This window comes from Rhodoligotrophos defluvii, from assembly GCF_005281615.1.
In the GTDB taxonomy this organism is placed as follows: domain Bacteria; phylum Pseudomonadota; class Alphaproteobacteria; order Rhizobiales; family Im1; genus Rhodoligotrophos; species Rhodoligotrophos defluvii.
The window spans coordinates 1-17,370 of sequence record NZ_SZZM01000012.1 but is presented as its reverse complement, the minus strand read 5'-3'; the positions used below and the strand labels follow the sequence as shown (position 1 = coordinate 17,370).

General features: G+C 65.8%; 16 protein-coding genes. 8 read left to right on the top strand and 8 right to left on the bottom strand.

Annotated elements, in window-relative coordinates; genetic code table 11:
• The first annotated feature begins 162 nt into the window (after positions 1-162).
• Complete coding sequence (locus tag E4P09_RS25540) at positions 163-1,551, top strand: HlyD family type I secretion periplasmic adaptor subunit (protein ID WP_170984646.1); 1,389 nt, start codon at positions 163-165, stop codon at positions 1,549-1,551.
• On the opposite strand, the gene E4P09_RS25535 is transcribed toward E4P09_RS25540, so the two are convergent.
• Genes E4P09_RS25535 through purD form a run of 4 tightly spaced genes read right to left on the bottom strand, consistent with a single transcriptional unit; the run spans position 1,490 to position 5,722 of the window.
• A complete protein-coding gene (locus E4P09_RS25535; protein WP_170984645.1) occupies positions 1,490-2,404 on the bottom strand; it encodes a patatin-like phospholipase family protein in 915 nt (304 codons plus the stop codon). The genes E4P09_RS25540 and E4P09_RS25535 overlap by 62 nt on opposite strands.
• Before the next feature lies 1 nt (position 2,405).
• Positions 2,406-3,506 carry a phosphotransferase family protein gene (locus E4P09_RS25530; RefSeq protein ID WP_137392487.1) on the bottom strand — a complete coding sequence of 367 codons (1,101 nt, stop codon included), beginning with the start codon at positions 3,504-3,506 and terminating at the stop codon, positions 2,406-2,408.
• 22 nt (positions 3,507-3,528) lie between these two features.
• Positions 3,529-4,428: an alpha/beta fold hydrolase gene (locus E4P09_RS25525; RefSeq protein ID WP_137392486.1), complete on the bottom strand. Its 900-nt coding sequence runs from the start codon at positions 4,426-4,428 to the stop codon at positions 3,529-3,531.
• Positions 4,429-4,444: 16 nt separating this feature from the next.
• Positions 4,445-5,722, bottom strand: coding sequence for a phosphoribosylamine--glycine ligase (purD, locus tag E4P09_RS25520; protein WP_137392485.1), 1,278 nt, complete (start codon positions 5,720-5,722; stop codon positions 4,445-4,447).
• Positions 5,723-5,824: 102 nt separating this feature from the next.
• Between purD and xseA the strand changes: the two genes are divergently transcribed.
• The 3 genes from xseA to E4P09_RS25505 all read left to right on the top strand — a co-directional run bounded on the left by xseA (position 5,825) and on the right by E4P09_RS25505 (position 9,269).
• Complete coding sequence (gene xseA / locus E4P09_RS25515) at positions 5,825-7,348, top strand: exodeoxyribonuclease VII large subunit (protein ID WP_137392484.1); 1,524 nt, start codon at positions 5,825-5,827, stop codon at positions 7,346-7,348.
• A gap of 57 nt (positions 7,349-7,405) precedes the next feature.
• The gene (locus E4P09_RS25510) at positions 7,406-7,630 is read left to right on the top strand and encodes a DUF2093 domain-containing protein (protein ID WP_137392483.1); all 225 of its coding nucleotides are present in this window, start codon (positions 7,406-7,408) and stop codon (positions 7,628-7,630) included.
• 247 nt (positions 7,631-7,877) lie between these two features.
• A complete protein-coding gene (locus E4P09_RS25505) occupies positions 7,878-9,269 on the top strand; it encodes a class II 3-deoxy-7-phosphoheptulonate synthase (RefSeq protein WP_137392482.1) in 1,392 nt (463 codons plus the stop codon).
• Between the two features lie 6 nt (positions 9,270-9,275).
• Here E4P09_RS25505 and E4P09_RS25500 read toward each other — a convergent pair whose 3' ends face one another.
• The 3 genes from E4P09_RS25500 to E4P09_RS25490 all read right to left on the bottom strand — a co-directional run bounded on the left by E4P09_RS25500 (position 9,276) and on the right by E4P09_RS25490 (position 10,661).
• Positions 9,276-9,896, bottom strand: coding sequence for a hypothetical protein (locus E4P09_RS25500; RefSeq protein WP_205042314.1), 621 nt, complete (start codon positions 9,894-9,896; stop codon positions 9,276-9,278).
• 196 nt (positions 9,897-10,092) lie between these two features.
• Positions 10,093-10,272 (bottom strand): hypothetical protein, encoded by a 180-nt coding sequence (locus E4P09_RS25495; RefSeq protein WP_137392480.1) that lies wholly within the window; start codon positions 10,270-10,272, stop codon positions 10,093-10,095.
• A gap of 35 nt (positions 10,273-10,307) precedes the next feature.
• Positions 10,308-10,661 (bottom strand): hypothetical protein, encoded by a 354-nt coding sequence (locus tag E4P09_RS25490; RefSeq protein ID WP_137392479.1) that lies wholly within the window; start codon positions 10,659-10,661, stop codon positions 10,308-10,310.
• Between the two features lie 318 nt (positions 10,662-10,979).
• Here E4P09_RS25490 and cysS point away from each other — a divergent pair, with 318 nt between their 5' ends.
• The 3 genes from cysS (at position 10,980) to rarD (ending at position 15,127) form a co-directional block, all read left to right on the top strand.
• A complete protein-coding gene (gene cysS / locus E4P09_RS25485) occupies positions 10,980-12,407 on the top strand; it encodes a cysteine--tRNA ligase (RefSeq protein ID WP_137392478.1) in 1,428 nt (475 codons plus the stop codon).
• A 37-nt stretch (positions 12,408-12,444) separates the two neighbouring features.
• On the top strand, positions 12,445-14,064 hold the full coding sequence (gene cimA / locus E4P09_RS25480) for a citramalate synthase (RefSeq protein ID WP_137392477.1): 1,620 nt from the start codon (positions 12,445-12,447) through the stop codon (positions 14,062-14,064).
• A gap of 127 nt (positions 14,065-14,191) precedes the next feature.
• Entirely contained in the window at positions 14,192-15,127 is a 936-nt protein-coding gene (gene rarD, locus E4P09_RS25475; protein ID WP_137392476.1) for an EamA family transporter RarD, read from the top strand.
• 16 nt (positions 15,128-15,143) lie between these two features.
• On the opposite strand, the gene E4P09_RS25470 is transcribed toward rarD, so the two are convergent.
• A complete protein-coding gene (locus E4P09_RS25470) occupies positions 15,144-15,743 on the bottom strand; it encodes an LOG family protein (protein ID WP_137392475.1) in 600 nt (199 codons plus the stop codon).
• A gap of 243 nt (positions 15,744-15,986) precedes the next feature.
• Here E4P09_RS25470 and E4P09_RS25465 point away from each other — a divergent pair.
• Positions 15,987-17,370 (top strand): hypothetical protein (locus E4P09_RS25465; RefSeq protein WP_137392474.1); only part of this gene is annotated, 1,384 nt, incomplete at its 3' end.

Below are 17,370 nucleotides of genomic sequence, written 5' to 3'. Positions count from 1 at the left end.
CGCCGCGCCCTGCACCGGCGCCTGGGCCAGCCGTGGCCCCGGTGCACGCCGTCGCCCCGGCCCAGGCGGCTGGCCCCGGGCCGCTGAAGCCCGCGCCGCAACCGGTCTTCCATGCCCAGGGCGGTTTCGCTCAGGGCGGTTTCGCTCAGGGAGGCTTCGGCCATGCAGCCCGCAGCTGATCCGGCACTCGCACCGCAGCAAGCCACACCGGACCTGTTCGCGACGAGCGAAGAGCAGGCGGAGAAGGCGCTCAAGGCGAACCGCCGCTCCCTGAACAGGCTCAGCCTGATCGGGCTTGGCATTGTCGGCGTGTTCATTTTCGGCGCAGGCCTCTGGGCCTCCGTGGCGCCACTTGCCAGCGCGGCGATGGCACCCGGGGTGGTGAGCCCGGAAGGCTACCGGCGCACGGTCCAGCACCTGGAAGGCGGCATCATCCAGCAGATCCTCGTGGAAGACGGCGCCAAGGTGCACCAGGGCCAATTGCTCATGGTGCTGGACGCGACGCAGGACACCGCGAATCTCGACATCGTCCAGGTCCAGCGCTATGGGGCGGCGGCCTCTCTGGCCAGGCTCGATGCGGAGGTGGATGGGCGCCCCGAGATAACCTATCCTGATTGGCTGATCGCCGCGGCAAAGAAGGACCAGCGAGCCCAGGAGGCGATCACCTCGCAGGAGCGCCTGTTCAAGGTGCGCCGGGAGAACCTGCAGGGCCAGCGGGACGTGCTGCAGCAGACGATCGCTCAGCTGGAGGAGCAGCGCGTGGGCCGCCAGGCGGAGGCTGAAAGCGCCGAAAATCAGCTCAAGCTGTTCAAGGAGGAATTGAAGACGGTCGAGGATCTCGTCAAGCAGGGCTATGAACGCCGCTCGCGCTTGCTCGAAATGCAACGCAGCAACGCCCAGTTCGAGGCGCAAGCGTCCTCGGCCCGCTCGGCCCTGGCCTCGACGGATCAGCAGATCGGCGAATACAAGCTCCGCCTGCTCAATATCGATCAGCAGGCGCGCGATCAGGCATCCAGCCAGCGCGCGGAGCTCGAGAAAGAGCTTGCCAATCTCGACAGCAAGCTTGCCTCCGCCGCCGACGTGCTGTCGCGTACCCAGATCGTGGCGCCGATCGAGGGCACGGTGGTCAATCTGCGCTATCACACCGTCGGCGGTGTGGTCGCCCCGGGATCGCCCATCCTCGATATCGTGCCGGACGCGGAAAAGCTCATTATCGACGTGCGGATCTCTCCCATGGACATCGACGTGGTCCATGTGGGGGAATCCTGCCTTGTCAAGTTCACCGCCTACAAGCAGCGCAGCCTGCCGCGCATCACCGGCAAACTCATCTATGTCTCGCCGGACGCCGTGCAGGAGCCGAACTCCGGCCAGAGCTTCTATGCAGGCAAGGTGGAGGTGAGCCAGGAAGAGCTGGGCAAGATCCGCCCGGCCATCCACCTGGTCCCCGGCATGCCGGCGGAAGCTGCGATCACCACGGGCGAACGGACGGTCATGCGCTATATCCTGGACCCGCTGATCGCTTCCTTGCAGCGGAGCTTCGTGGAGGACTGAGGCGACGCCGCCTGGCCGGCCGCCCGCGGAGGAGTGCTTCGAGCTTGCGCTTGACCTCCTCCTTGGCCGGTTGCGCCGCCTTCATGATCTGCGGCAGGCGAAAGAACTCCAGCACCCGGATCTCGTCCACCTCCGGCACCACCAGGATGTCGGGCGGCGACCGCTCGATATTCGCCTGCACCAGGTGGTGCTGCATGATCATGGACGAGCGGAACAAGAGCTCCGGCATGCTCGGCATGCGGCCGGGCCGACTGATCGGACGCCCGGTGACGTCCACCGCCACCACGATGTCCACATGATGCAGAAGGTCGAAGGGCAGGGGATTGGTGATCCCGCCATCGACGAGTACCACATTGCCGAGCCGCTGCGGCGAGATCAGGCCGGGCAGGGCGATGCTGGCGGCCAGCGCCGGAACCACCGGGCCGCGCAGCAAGGGATAGACGCGGCGGCCGTAGAAATCCGTGGCCACCGCGGTGAAGGGAATGGGAAAGTCCTCGATGCGCTCGGGCATGCCCGGCGGCAGCGCCGCCCGCACCAGCACCCGCCCGTCGATCGCCGCACCCAGCGGCGAACGCAAGCCGAACAGCTGCCGGAGGTTCACTTCGGGGTCGGCCAGAATGCGGCGGATCAGCTCGCGCCGGTTGACGAGCACCCGTTCCGCATGGGCGCGGATTTCGAGCGCGCTGAGCCCGCCGGCATAGACCGCCCCGATCAGCGCCCCGATGCTGGTGCCGGCCACCCGCGCCGGCTTGATGCCGAGTTCATCGAAGGCTTCCAGAATCGCGATATGGGCAAGTCCACGCGCGCCACCCCCGCCCAGCGCCAGGCCGATCTGCGGCGCGCCGGCCGCCATGTCAGGCACCCGCGGCGCGGGCATACGCCCAGGCGACCTTCGCCATGGGCTCGACCTGCGTCTCCATGGCGGCGGCCTTGGGATTGGCCGCGGTGCCGTCCCGCACCCGCCCGACGATGCCCTGGAAAATCGCCGCCAGCCGGAAGAAATTGTAGGCGAGATAGAAGTCGATGGCCGGGATGCTCGACCGCCCGGTCCGCTCGCAATAGCGCTCGATATAGGCTTCGATGGGCGGTATGCCCAGCGCGCTAAGATCATGCCCGACCAGGGTGCCGACCCCGGCATTGATCTCGGAGGGCGGCATCCGCCATTGCATGATGTGATAGGTGAAATCGGCGATCGGATCACCGATAGTGGAGAGCTCCCAGTCGAGCACGGCAGAAATCCGCGGCTCGTCCGGCGCGATAATGGTATTGTCGAGCCGGAAGTCACCATGCACCAGGGCAGAATCGGTGCTTTCGGGACAAGCCTCCGGCAGCCAGGCCATCAGCCGGTCCATCTCGGGGATATGCCGCGTTTCCGATGCCTTGTATTGCTCGGACCAGCGCTTGATCTGGCGCGCCACATAGCCCTGCGCCTTGCCGAAGTCCCCAAGCCCGAGGGCGGTATAGTCGAAGGAATGGAGCTGCGCGATCGTGGCATTGAGCGAGTCGTAGATGGCGCCACGCTCGGCCGGCGAGACGCCGGGGGCGGCCGGGTCCCAGAAAACGCGGCCATCGACAAAGTCCATGATGTAGAACGCGGTGCCGATGACGCTGTCGTCGTTGCACAGCACGTATGGCCGCGCCACTGGGAAGCCGTGGGGATGCAGGGCGGCGATCACCCGGTATTCCCGGTCGACCGCGTGGGCCGAGGGCAGGAGCTTGCCGGGGGGCTTGCGCCGCAAGACGTAGCGGCCCGAGGGAGCGGTGATCCGATAGGTGGGATTGGACTGGCCGCCCTTGAACTGCTCGACAGTGATCGGCCCGCGAAAGCCTTCCACACGGTCAGCCATATAAGCCTCGAGCCGGCTTTCATCGAAGCGATGGGCGGGGCGCACCGCATCGACCCCTGAGAACTCCTTCTGGCGGTCGATAGGCTCCACTCTACTGCTGCTCGTCATCTTCCCTCGGTTCCTCGCTCACTTATCCCTTGTCCTTGAAGAACGGCAGAAGCTGCGCCAGCACGGCCGCGGGCGCTTCTTCGGCCAGAAAATGACCGGCTGCGATTGCCGCGCCGGTTGCAGCAGGCGCCCATTGCCGCCAGATGTCCAGCGGCGTGCCGACCCCGGCGGGAAATCCCGTGTCGCCCCACAGGACCAGCACGGGACAGGCAATGCGATGGCCGGCATCGTGATCGGCCTTGTCCGCATCGTAGTCGTAGGTCTGCCCGGCGCGATAATCGCCGCAGCTGGCCGCAACCCGGCCCGGCGCGGCAAAAGCCTCGCGATAGCTGGCCAGCGCCGCCGGTGCAAAGGCCGAGAGGTCGCCGGTTCCGGACCAGCTCGCAAGCGTATAGTCCAGGAATTCCCGGGCGCGCGGCTCGATCAGCATCTCCGGCAGCGGGTGCGGCTGGGCAAGGAACAGCCAGTGATAGGTGCTCATCGCCATCTTGACCGAGAAATTGGACCACATGTCATAGGTCGGGATGATGTCCAGCACCGCCAGCCGCTCCACCGCCTCCGGCTCATCCAGCGCCAGCCGGTAGGCGACACGCGCGCCGCGATCGTGCCCGGCGGCCATGAAGCTGCGGAATCCCAGCTCGCGCATCACCTGCAGCACGTCCTGCGCCATGGCGCGCTTGGAATACGTAAAATTGTCGGGATCATTCGGCGGACAGGACGATTGGCCATAGCCGCGCAGGTCCGGCAGCACCAGCGTGAAATGCTCCGCAAGCTTAGGTGCCAGCTTGTGCCACATCGCATGGGTCTGGGGATAGCCGTGCAGCAGCACGAGGGCAGGGCCGGAGCCACCTAGGCGCAGGCTGATTTCCGCTCCGAAGGTGGTGATGCGGCGGTGATCGAAGCCGGGAAACAGATCCTCCATCGTATGTCCTCCGGTGTCAGGATGCGTCACGATCGAGCGCGCGCCAGCCGATGTCGCGCCGGCAGAAGCCTTGCGGCCAGTCGATCCTGTCCACCGCCTCGTAGGCGCGTGTCCTGGCTTCGGCAATGGTAGGCGCCACCGCCGTGACATTCAGCACCCGCCCGCCATTGGCGAGGATCTTGTCGCCGTCCCGCCGCGTGCCGGCGTGGAAGATCTCCACCCCCTCGACCGCGGCCGCCTTGTGGAGATTGCGGATCTCGCCGCCCCGAGCGTAGTCGCCGGGATAGCCCTCCGCCGCCATCACCACCGTGAGCGCCGCGTCATCCCGCCAGCGCAGGTCGAAATCCGCAAGCTCTCCGTCCACGCTGGCGATGAGGGCGGGCAGGATGTCGGATTTCAGCCGCATCATCAGCACCTGACACTCAGGATCACCGAAACGGCAATTATATTCGATGAGCTTCGGCCCTTCCGCCGTGATCATCAGCCCGGCATAGAGAACCCCCTTGTAGGGCGCACCTTCCGCAGCCATGGCGGCGACGGTCGGCGCGATGATCTCGCGCAAGGTGCGGTCCACCATGTCTGGGGTCATCACCGGAGCCGGCGAATAGGCGCCCATGCCGCCGGTATTGGGGCCGGTATCCCCATCACCGACCCGCTTGTGGTCCTGTGCTGTTTCCATGGGCAAGACATGCGTGCCGTCGACAAGGGCGAAGAAACTCGCCTCCTCGCCCTCCAGGAATTCCTCGATCACCAGCTCGCGGCCGGCCGCGCCGAACTGGCCACCGAGGATGTCGTCCACGGCCGCGTGCGCTTCCGCCGCGGTCGTGGCGATCACCACACCTTTGCCGGCGGCAAGCCCGTCGGCCTTCAGCACGATGGGCGCCTTGTTGCCGATATGGGCCTTGGCCGCGGCCGGATCGGTGAACCTGGCAAAGGCTGCCGTGGGAATACGGTGCCGCGCGCAAAGCTCCTTGGTGAAGCTCTTGGAGCCTTCAAGCCGCGCGGCCGCGGCCGAGGGGCCGAACGCCTTGATGCCGGCCTGCGCGAGGTCATCGACCAGCCCCGCCACCAGCGGCGCCTCGGGCCCCACCACCACGAAACCGATCGACTGATCCCGGCAAAAGCGGACGACCGAGCCATGATCCGAGATGGCGAGATCGGGGACCAGGGTTGCCACCTCGCCGATCCCGGCATTGCCGGGCGCGCAATAAAGCTTATCTACCAGGGGACTTGCGCTGATCGCCCAGCATAGAGCGTGCTCGCGGCCACCGGATCCGATCACCAGGACGTTCATTACGGCCCTTATCCAAATGCAGCAGGCGCGGGCGGTCGCCGCACCTTGAACTCGCGCCCTTATTAGCATCTGATGGCGCGCAGGAAACAGGAATCGAGCGTCATGTCCCATGAGGCAAGCGCCGGGGGCGCGAGCGCCGGCGGCGCGAGCACCGGCGGCCCGAGCACTGGAGGATGGCCCCTCCCGGAAACGCCGCCGGACCGGCCCGCAGCGAACGTGCAGGAGCTCACGGTCAGCGAGCTGTCCCACGCGCTCAAGCGTACGGTCGAGGACCGGTTCGCTTTCGTGCGGGTGCGCGGCGAGATCAGCGGCTTCAAGGGCCGGCACGCATCAGGCCACTGCTACTTCTCGCTCAAGGACGAGGGTGCCAAGATCGAGGCGGTGATCTGGCGCTCGACCTTCCTGCGGCTGCGCTTCAAACCGCAAGAAGGCCTGGAGGTGATCGCCACCGGACGGCTGACCACCTATCCCAATTCGTCAAAGTACCAGATCGTTATCGACACCCTGGAGCCGGCCGGCGTCGGCGCGCTCATGGCCTTGCTGGACGAGCGCCGCCGCAAGCTCGCCGCCGAGGGCCTGTTCGATGCCGCCCGCAAGGTGCCGATCCCGTTCCTGCCGCAGGTGATCGGGGTCGTCACCTCGCCCACCGGAGCCGTTATCCGGGATATCCTCCACCGCCTGTCCGACCGCTTCCCGCGCCATGTGCTGGTGTGGCCGGTGCGGGTGCAGGGCGAGACCTGCGCCGCCGAGGTGGCGGCCGCCATCCGCGGCTTCAACGCCATTGGCCCGGGCGGCCGGCTGCCGCGGCCCGATGTCATCATCGTCGCCCGCGGTGGCGGCTCCCTGGAGGATCTCTGGGGCTTCAACGAGGAGGAGGTGGTCCGCGCGGCCGCGGCAAGCGAGATCCCGCTGATCTCGGCCGTGGGCCATGAAACCGATACCACGCTGATCGACTTCGCCGCCGATCTGCGCTGTCCCACCCCCACGGCCGCTGCCGAATGCGCGGTGCCGGTCCGGCAGGAGCTGCTCGGGATTCTTGGCACCTTGGGATTGCGGCACCACGGCGCCATGCGCCGCGTCATCGACGACAGGCGGACGCGGGTGCGCTCGGCCGCGCGCGGGCTGCCGCGCCCGCAGGACCTCCTGAGCCTGGCGCGCCAGTCCTTCGACATGGCGGCCGGCCGCCTGGTCAGCGCTCTCAGGGCCAATACCCAGCACCACCGTCACGCCTTCATCGCCTGCGCCAGCCGGCTGAACGGCCGTGTCCTGCTCGCCCATTGCGCCCGCGAGCGGGAACGCCTGGCCTTGGCGGACGGACGTGTCCAGCGTGCGGCGCAGCGCCGGCTCGCCGAGCTGCGGCAGCGGCTTGACGGCCAGGCCAAGCTGCTGAACTCGCTCGGCTATGAATCGGTGCTGAGCCGCGGCTATGTGCTGGTGCTCGACGAAGGCCACCCCGTGCGCAAGGTCAGCGAGACCTGCCCCGGCCAGGCCGTGACCCTGCGCTTCCAGGACGGCGAGGCCGGTGCGGTCATCGGGCAAGGCAGGGGCAACCCGGCCGCATCGCCCCCCGTGAGCCGCCGCAAGAAGGAACCGAGCGGCTCAAGCGGGCAGGGGGAGCTTTTTTGACATCACCCCTGGTTGTTTAACCCTTGACCCACTACACTCTGTCGTGGAGTGACGACCATGAACAGATACGAACCCAAGTTCCTCGGCGGCCGCGAGGCGAAGCTGCGCTATCTCGACGGCGATTACCAGGTGGTGATCCCCGGCGATTTCGTGCGCTGCTCGGTGACGGGCGAGCCCATCCCGCTTGACCTCGTGCGCTATTGGAACGTCGAACGCCAGGAGGTCTATGCCAATGCCGAGATCTCGATGCGGCGCTACGTGGAGCTGAACGGCATCCGCTGAAGCTGTTGCGCCGCCGGGCAGCCGCCCGGATCCAGCACCGGTGGATTAGCGCCTTTCCACACAAGCAAGCTGGGTGTATAAGCGCGTCCTCATTGCTGGGAATAGGTGCCAGGGCGCATTGCCGCGAATGTGGCACAGGGGGGTACCGGGCGCGAAAGGCCTTGGGCAGCCAGCAACAGCGATGCAGTCGAGCCAATCTTCAAGACCCGCAAAAGTGCAGGGTCGGTCGCCGAATTGGAGTTGTGAGATGACGCAGCAATGGACACCCGAGTCATGGCGCACCCGCCCGGTGGTCCAGATGCCGACCTATCCCGACCTCGACCGGCTCGGCGCGGTTGAGACGCAACTCCGCGGGTTTCCCCCTCTGGTCTTTGCCGGTGAGGCCCGCAAGCTGAAGCGCAAGCTGGCCAGGGTGGCGGAAGGCAAAGGCTTCCTGCTGCAGGGCGGCGATTGCGCGGAAAGCTTCGAGGAGCACTCGGCCGACAATATCCGCGATTTTTTCCGCGTGTTCCTGCAGATGGCGATCGTGCTGACCTTCGGTGCCTCTTCGCCGGTGGTTAAGGTCGGGCGCATTGCCGGCCAGTTCGCCAAGCCGCGGTCGTCCGACACCGAGACGATCGACGGCGTCACGCTGCCCTCCTATCGCGGCGATATCATCAATTCGAACGAGTTCACCGCCGAGGCCCGCACGCCCAATCCGGAGCGGCAGCTTGAAGCCTACCGCCAGTCCGCCGCCACCTTGAACCTACTGCGCGCCTTCGCGCAGGGCGGCTATGCCAATCTGGAGCATGTCCATAACTGGACGTTGGGCTATCTGCGCGACAGCCCGGCCAGCGCTCGCTACCAGGCGCTTGCCGACCGGCTGACCGAGACGCTCGACTTCATGCGCGCGATCGGCATCAACGCGGATACCGCGCCACAGCTGCGCCAGACCGATTTCTTCACCAGCCACGAGGCGCTGCTGCTGGGCTATGAGCAGGCGCTGACCCGGATCGATTCGACCTCCGGCGACTGGTATGCCACCTCCGGCCACATGCTGTGGATCGGCGATCGCACCCGCCAGCCGGAAGGCGCACACGTGGAGTTCCTCCGCGGCCTTCAGAACCCGATCGGGGTCAAATGCGGGCCGAGCCTTACGCCGGACGAACTCCTGCGGCTGATCGATATTCTGAACCCCGCCAATGAGCCCGGGCGCCTGACGCTCATCTGCCGCTTCGGCGCCGATAAGGTGGAGAAGCATCTGCCGGGGCTGATCCGGGCGGTGGCCCGGGCCGGACGCAGCGTTGTGTGGTCATGCGACCCGATGCACGGCAACACCATCAAGGCGTCGACGGGCTTCAAGACTCGGCCTTTCGACCAGATCATGAGCGAGGTGCGGCGCTTCATGGCCGTGCACCAGGCGGAAGGCACCCATGCCGGCGGCATCCATGTGGAGATGACGGGGAAGAACGTCACCGAATGCACCGGCGGCGCCCACCTCCTGACCGAGGCGGACCTGTCCGACCGCTATCACACCTTCTGTGATCCCCGGTTGAACGCGGACCAGGCCCTCGAAATGGCCTTCCTCATCGCCGAGGAGCTGAAGAAGGAAGGCCCGCGCTTCATCGACGACGAAGAGGCCATGGACGCCGCCGAGTGATATCCGCTAGGCCACTGCCGCGAGATCGGCAGCAGGACCGTTGGTCGCCGCCTCAGGGTGGTTCTCCACGGAAGTGGCGGCGTCTCTATGTGCGTACTCACCACAGCGGGTGGCGATGGTGCCGTCGTCGAGCATCTTTTGTATGGCCTCTTTCGACCGGCTGTCCTCGGCGAAGAGCTGCTTGCGGTAGTGCAGCTCGCACTCGATCGCGCTGTGTCCCTTCTGCGGGTTGAAATAAGCCCCTGGCGGAAGCTTGTTGCACTGGGAGGCGATGATACCTTCCTCGATCATGGCTGAGACCGCCCGTTCGGTCGGCGTTGCGATCGGAGAATAGGCGGGAAGGCTTATCTTGTAGTAGTGCAGCTGGCATTCGATGGCAGGATGGCCCGAGGACGGATCGCGCTGCGCATCAGCCGTGAACTGATCACAACGATCGGCGATCGTCCCGTTATTCAAGTGCTTCTTTATCCAGAGATTGATCGGCGAATAAGCCGTTTCGGCCTTCTCGGCGTAGTGAAGGCGACAATCGATGGCCGGATGGCCTCGGGACGCATTTTGGCCTGCCGCGGCGTCCGACGCCATTTTCTGGCTTTCGGCGCTCATCTCGATGCCGAGCATCGTCTTCATGAACTTTATCTTCTCCCCCTCGTTGCTGCGCGGGGGCGTGGAGGCATTATTGATCGAGCTCATCTGAATTATCGTCTTTGAATTCGCGTTCGAAACCGGTCAAGCCGGGCCGCCTCGAGCGATCCCGGCAAGCATCGGCTTCCGTTTGTTCTTGGGAAGGTGAAACCGACGGTCGAAGCGCCGGAGCTTCGAGGCTCTAGCCTACGGTGAGCATATCCTGCGCGGCCGTCACCACAGTCGGGGGTGCCGTCTCGGCCTCTGCTTGGCTTTCCGTCTCGCTGGAGCCCTTGTAGCATTGGCACTCGCAGTTCACGCGAGCCTCTTCGCTCGTCATCGAAACGTCCAGAGAGCCGATCAATTCCTTGGATTTATCCATTTCATCCTCAATCGTTGGTTAAAATTTGCGTCTACTTACATGGACAGCGAGTCGCTCGTCCCTGGGCCACCAATGGCAACCATCGGCTCCGGGTTTTGCGTCTCCACGTCCTGCGGCTGGGCATTGGCCGTGACGGTGTACTGGTCGCACGCCTTGTCGATCGTTCCATCTCCAAGCCACTTCTTCAGCAGGGTGGCTTTCATCGTCTCGGGTCGGCTCGGCCTCGCCTCGGAATAGCCGAAAGGCTCGTCCAGCCCGAGCGACCTCTCCCACGATTTGGGGTGGCTCTCGGATAAAGTCCGGCTGTCCTGATCAACCATGTCCGCGTAGTGAAGGCGGCAGGCAATGGCCGGGTGCCCCTTGGCCGGGTCCGATGTGAATTCCGTCATCCTTTCCAACTCCCTCCTGAAATGGGGAGACGGAACAATTCCGGGTAAATGCGGATGCAATCGGGCGAAATCGGGCCCGGAACGATCGGATCCGCAACCGGGTGGGGCAATGCTCTCCTAGGCATGGTTCCTCAAGAGGCTTGACGGGAAGACGGGAATTTGCGCATGGTGCGCGCCATGAGCACCGCTTCCACCAGTGCCGCCGGCTGCGGCATCATTTGCATTATTACGGGCTAGCATAAACGCTGGCGCTGCGGCCGCTCACCTTCATGCCAATCCGAAGAGCTCCGCCCCGCCAGCGGCAGGGATGGTCGAGCTATGGCATTGAGGCTCTACAACACGTTGACCCGGCGCAAGGACGTGTTCGCGCCGATCGATAAGGACAATGTCCGCATGTATGTGTGCGGGCCCACGGTCTATGATTTCGCCCATATCGGCAATGCGCGCCCCGTGATCGTCTTTGACGTGCTGTTCCGGCTTTTGCGCCATCTCTACGGGGCGGACCACGTGACCTATGTCCGCAACATCACCGACGTCGACGACAAGATCAACGCCCGTGCCGCGCGCGACTATCCGGACCTGCCACTGAACGAAGCCATCAAGAAGGTCACCGAGGAGACCAACGCCCAGTTTCAGGACGACGTTGAAGCCCTCGGCTGCCTCGAGCCGACCCATCAGCCGCGCGCCACCGCGCACATCACCGAGATGATCACCCTCATCGAGCGGCTGATCGCGCGGGGCAAAGCCTATCCGGCCGAGGGCCATGTGCTGTTTCATGTGCCTTCAGACCCGTCCTACGGTTCGCTCGCCCGCCGGTCCACCGACGAAATGCTGGCGGGCGCCCGGGTGGACGTGGCGCCCTACAAGCGCGACCCCATGGATTTCGTGCTGTGGAAGCCCTCGACCGCCGATGAGCCGGGTTGGGATAGCCCCTGGGGCCGGGGCCGCCCGGGCTGGCATATCGAATGCTCGGCCATGAGCTGGCGCTATCTGGGTGAGCATTTCGACATTCATGGCGGCGGCATCGACCTCGTCTTCCCGCACCATGAGAACGAGCGCGCCCAGAGCTGCTGCGCCTTCGACCGCGCGGTGATGGCCAACTGGTGGATGCATAACGGCTTCCTCCAGGTGGAGGGACACAAGATGTCGAAATCGCTGGGCAATTTCGTCACCATCCGCGATCTGCGCGAGAACTGGCACGGCATCGGTTGGCCAGGCGAGGCCATCCGCTTTGCCATGCTGCAGTCCCTTTACCGCGAGCCGATCGATTGGACCTTCAAGGCCCTGGACGAGGCGCACAAGGTCTTGTGGAAGTGGGCGGAAGCGATCGAAGACGTTCCACCCAGCGCGTCGATACCTGAGCCGGTGCTCGATGCCCTTTGCGATGATCTCAACACGCCCAAGGCCATCGCGGCCATGCATGGCCTGTTCCGGGACCGGCTTTATGCGGAGCTCAAGGCGGCGCTCAATGCCATTGGGATCTCTGGAAACCGGGACGGGCTGAAGAGAAACATTCAAGCAAGGCTCGACGCGACCGAAGCGCAGGATACCTTCCGTGCGACCATCCAGATCACCAGCGATGAGATTGAGCGGCTGAAGAACCAACGCCTCGAAGCCCGGCGCAACAAGAACTGGGCGGAAGCCGACCGCATCCGCGACGAACTGGCGGCGCATGGTATCGTCCTCAAGGACATCCGCAATCCGCAAACCGGCGAGCCCGACACAATCTGGGAGCTGGCGCGATGAGCCGGCCCCAGCACAAGCACCCTCCGCGAGGCTTGAGATGACCCGAGAGCGGCTTTATCTGTTCGACACCACTTTGCGCGACGGCCAGCAGACCCCGGGCATCGATTTCTCGATCGAGGACAAGCGCGTCATCGCCGGCCTGCTTGACGAGCTGGGCGTCGATTACGTGGAGGGCGGCTATCCCGGCGCCAATCCGACCGACACTGCCCTGTTCGCCAAGCGTCCGCCGCTCAGGCATGCGCATTTCACCGCCTTCGGTATGACCAAGCGCGCCGGCCGCTCGGTCTCGAACGACCCCGGCCTCGTCGCCCTGCTGGATGCGGACGCGGACGCCATCTGTTTCGTTGCCAAATCCTGGGATTTTCACGTGCGGGTGGCCCTCGGCGCGACCAACGAGGAGAATCTGGAAGGAATCCGCGACTCGGTGGCCGCCGCCAAGGCGCGCGGCCGCGAGGTGCTGCTCGACTGCGAGCACTTCTTCGATGGCTACAAGGCCAATCCCGATTACGCCCTGGCCTGCGCCAGGGCCGCCTATGAGGCCGGCGCCCGCTGGGTGGTGCTGTGCGACACCAATGGCGGCACGCTGCCGCACGAGGTCGAACGCATCGTGGCCGAAGTCACCCGCGTGATCCCCGGCGATCATCTCGGCATCCACGCCCATGACGATACCGGCCAGGCGGTGGCCAATTCGCTGGCGGCGGTCCGTGCCGGCGCCCGCCACATCCAAGGCACGCTCAACGGCATCGGCGAGCGCTGCGGCAACGCCAATCTCGTAAGCCTCATCCCGACCCTGCTGCTGAAGGACGATTATGCCGCGCGGTTCGAGACGGGCGTGTCCAGCGCGGCCCTGGCGCGGCTCACCAGCATCTCCCGCACCTTCGACGAGCTCTTGAACCGGGCCCCCGACCGCCAGGCGCCCTATGTGGGCGAGGCGGCCTTCGCCACCAAGGCCGGCATCCATGCCTCGGCCATCCTCAAGGACCCGCAGACGTACGAGCACGTATCCCCCGAGGCGGTCGGCAACCGCCGGCGGGTGCTGGTCTCCGACCAGGCAGGCCGCTCGAACCTGCTCGCCGAGCTTGCCCGCATCGGTCTCACCGTCGACCGCAACGACCCGCGTATCGACCGGTTGCTGGACGAGGTGAAGCGCCGGGAGGCGGAGGGCTATGCCTATGAGGGGGCGGATGCCTCCTTCGAGCTCCTGGCACGACGGACGCTCGATTCCGTGCCCCATTTCTTCGAGGTGGAAGGCTTCCGGGTCATGGTGGAGCGCCGCCACAACGCACTGGGCAAGCTGGTCACCATGTCGGAGGCCACCGTCAAGGTGAGGGTCGATGACGAGGTGCTGATGTCGGTTGGGGAGGGGAACGGCCCGGTCAATGCCCTCGACGTGGCCCTGCGCAAGGACCTCGGCAAATATTCTCCGTATCTCGCCGACCTGGAGCTGGTCGACTTCAAGGTCCGCATCCTCAACGGCACCACCGCCGCCACCACGCGGGTGCTGATCGAATCCGGCAACGGACACGGCGCGCGCTGGTTCACGGTGGGCGTGTCGACCAATATTGTCGATGCCTCGTTCCAGGCGCTGATCGACTCGATCACCTTCAAGCTGCTGCGGGACGGCGCGCCGGCCAGCCGCGCGCGCACGGCGGCCTGAGCGCCGCCGCCTCCCAGGCATGCATGTCGCGCATGGCCGCCATGGCAGTGCGATGATTGCCTTTCGGCTGATCGCGTGACAGCAATGCCGCCGGGAGAAGCGGACCGGAGCCTTGAGGCGCGCTTTTATGGTAATTTCTCACTCCAGGACCGCGAGCCCGGCCGATCGCGAGAGCAGGCAGGGGCTGGCACTCGGTCTCACGGCTTACGTGATCTGGGGGCTCAGCACCGGCTGGTTCAAGCTGATGCCCCACATCCCGCCGCTGGAGATCGTGGCCCATCGCGCCGCCTGGGCGGTGCCCTTCGCCGTTTGCGTGCTGCTGCTCATGGGCGGCGGTACGTCCCTGATGCCCGTTCTGCGCAACTGGAAGATCATGCGGGTGCTCATGGTGAGCGCCACGATCATCGTCTGCAATTGGAGCATGTTCATCTGGGCGGTTGCCAACGGCAAGATGCTGGAGGCGAGCCTCGCCTACTACATAAACCCGCTGGTGAGCGTGCTGCTCGGCTTTGTCCTGCTGAGAGAACGGCTCTCCCGGTCGCAAGTCGTGGCCATCGCGCTTGCCGGGTCAGCCGTCGTGCTGCAGACGGTGGCCGAAGGCATCTTTCCCGGCCTCGCGCTGACGATCGCGACGACCTTTGCCGTCTACGGCTATTTGCGCAAGACGGTGCCGGTGGGCGCGGTCCAGGGCTTCCTGGTCGAAACCCTCTTGATGCTTCCCTTCTCCATTGCCGCGATCGCCTGGTTCGAGCTGACCGGCCAGGGCCACATGTTCACCGCGCCCGCCGATATACTCTATCTCCTGGCCTGCACCATCGTCACCGGGGTGCCGCTCATGATGTTTTCGGCGGCGGCCCGGCGCCTGCCGCTCTCCACCCTCGGCCTCATGCAATATGTGGCGCCCACCATAGGCTTCGCCATCGCGGTTTGGGTGTTCAATGAGCCCCTGACCTGGGTCACGCTGGTCGCCTTCATCCTCATCTGGATCGCGCTGGCGATCTTCTCCTGGGCGGCATTCTCCGGCCGGCGGGCGAGCCTTAGCCCGCCGCCGTCCGCCCCGTGACCGGCAGGGCAGCTCTCTACATCCGCTGCCGGGTCGGCCGCACCGGCACCGTTTCCCGCTGCCGGGCGCCCACCTCGAGCAGATAGGGAACGACATCCGCCGCCTTGTCGACCACATACAGGGCCACATCGAGCCCCGGCCGAATGAAGCCTTCCCGCCGCATGTGCTCGACGAGCTCGAGCAGGGGCACCCAGAAGCCCGCGCTGTTGACGAGAACGATGGGCTTGCTGTGCTGGCCGAGCTGAAACCAGGTCGAGATCTCCACCAGCTCCTCGAGCGTTCCTATGCCCCCGGGCAGCGCCACGAACGCGTCGGAGCGCTCGAACATGGTCATCTTCCGCTCATGCATGTTCTGGGTGATGACCAGATCGTTCACCTCGGCGAGCATCCGCTCCTTCTGAATGAGAAAGCTCGGAATGATGCCGGTCACCTCGCCACCGCCCGCAAGGGTGGCGCGGGCGACCTCGCCCATGAGGCCCATGCCGCCGCCGCCATAGACAAGACGAATGCCGTTGCGGGCGAGCTCGGCGCCGAGAACACGGGCCTCCTCGGTGTAAATGGGTGAACGGCCCGGATTGGAGCCGCAATAGACACAGACGGAATGGATTGAGGGCATCGATTTGCTTCAGGACCTAACGTTGCGGAAAGAATATGTGCGATAGCTCAAGTTGACATGGGAGCCGCCGGTTCCAGAGACAAGCCGTCGACGCGGTCGGTCCATAAAGACACGCGGGCCTTTGCAAAAAGGCTACGCTTGCCGGGGCGTCCACTTCATGCAAAAAGGTGAGACCGACGAACGATGCCACGCGGACGGGTAATTGTGTTCGCCGCAGGCAGTTGATCATCACGGATTTGCGCAATGAAGAATCCGCTCGCCGTCGTGGTGGCGCTCATTCTGGTCGCTCTTGGTGCGCTGCTCTATGTGAGTGGCGACAGCTGGGACCGCTGGCGGCAGTGGGCGCAGCTGCCGGCCGAACAGGCCGCCGTCTCCGACCGGACCGTGGCGGGCCAGCAGACGGGAGACACGCCACCGGAGCAGCAGACCGCAGCCGCGGGCGTTGAGGCCAAGGCGCCGGCGGGCGTGGATGGCCCGCCTTCGGGGCAGAGCCCCTTGGGAGAAGCGCCCTCGGGACAGGCCTCGTCGGGACAGCCCCCCGCGGGACAGGCCTCGTCGGGGCAAGCCCCGTCGGCGGTGGCGAGCAATGCGCAACAGCCGGACGCCTCGGCGACGGAGGGCCAGTCATCAGGCGCTCCCCCATCGGACACCCAGGCGCCGGCAGCAACGGCTGACGCGCAGCCGGACGCTGGAGCCGCGCCGCAGAATGGCCCGACTCGAACCGCCGAGACCGGGCAGACCTCCACGGCCGGGGCGACAGGCGAGGCGGCCGGCCAAGACGCCATGGGCCAAGGACAAGCCAGCGCGACGGAGGACGGCAAGCCGAGCTTCGACATCGTTCGGGTGGAGGAGGACGGCACCGCCGTCATTGCCGGCCGGGCTGCGCCAAAGGCCACGGTGACCGTCAAGCTCGATTCGGCTCAGTTGGGCGAAACCCAGGCCAATGACCGCGGCGAATGGGTCCTGGTGGTCGAAAGGCCGTTGCAGCCGGGCAGCCACAATCTCTCGGCGGTTGCCGCAGAGCCCGGCAAGCCGGCCGTGAATTCCGATCAGGTGGTGGCTCTGGCCCTGCCCGAGCGCGCCGAGGAGCGGCCGCTCATCGTTGCCACCGAGCCCGGCGCTCCGGCCAAGGTTTTGCAGGCGCCGGAGCCTGTGACCCCCGTCATCTCCCCGTCCGGCGGGCACGATCTGGCGTTGGCCACCGTCGATTATAACAGTCGCGGCGAGATGATCTTCGCGGGCAAGGCGTCGTCCGGCGCCAAGGTGAGGCTCTATATCGACAACCGCCATGTGGCGGACACCAAGGCCGACGCGGCCGGCGATTGGACGCTGGAGCACAAGGACAAGATCGCCAGCGGCACGCACCAGCTGCGGCTGGACCAGCTGAATGCCGAGGGCAAGGTGGTCAAGCGAATCGAGCTGCCGTTCGAGCGGGCCAATGAGGCCCTGATTTCGCAGCTGCTCGGCGAGAGGGCCGATGAGGCCAAGGCGGACGCCGCCACGGCCGCTGCGCCCGAACCGCAAGTGGCGCGGATCGAACCGACGCCGCCCGCGCCGCAGCCGTCCCCCAGCGCGCCCCCCGCGCAGATGGCGCCACGCCCGGAGGCCCCTGCGCAGCCGTCCCCCA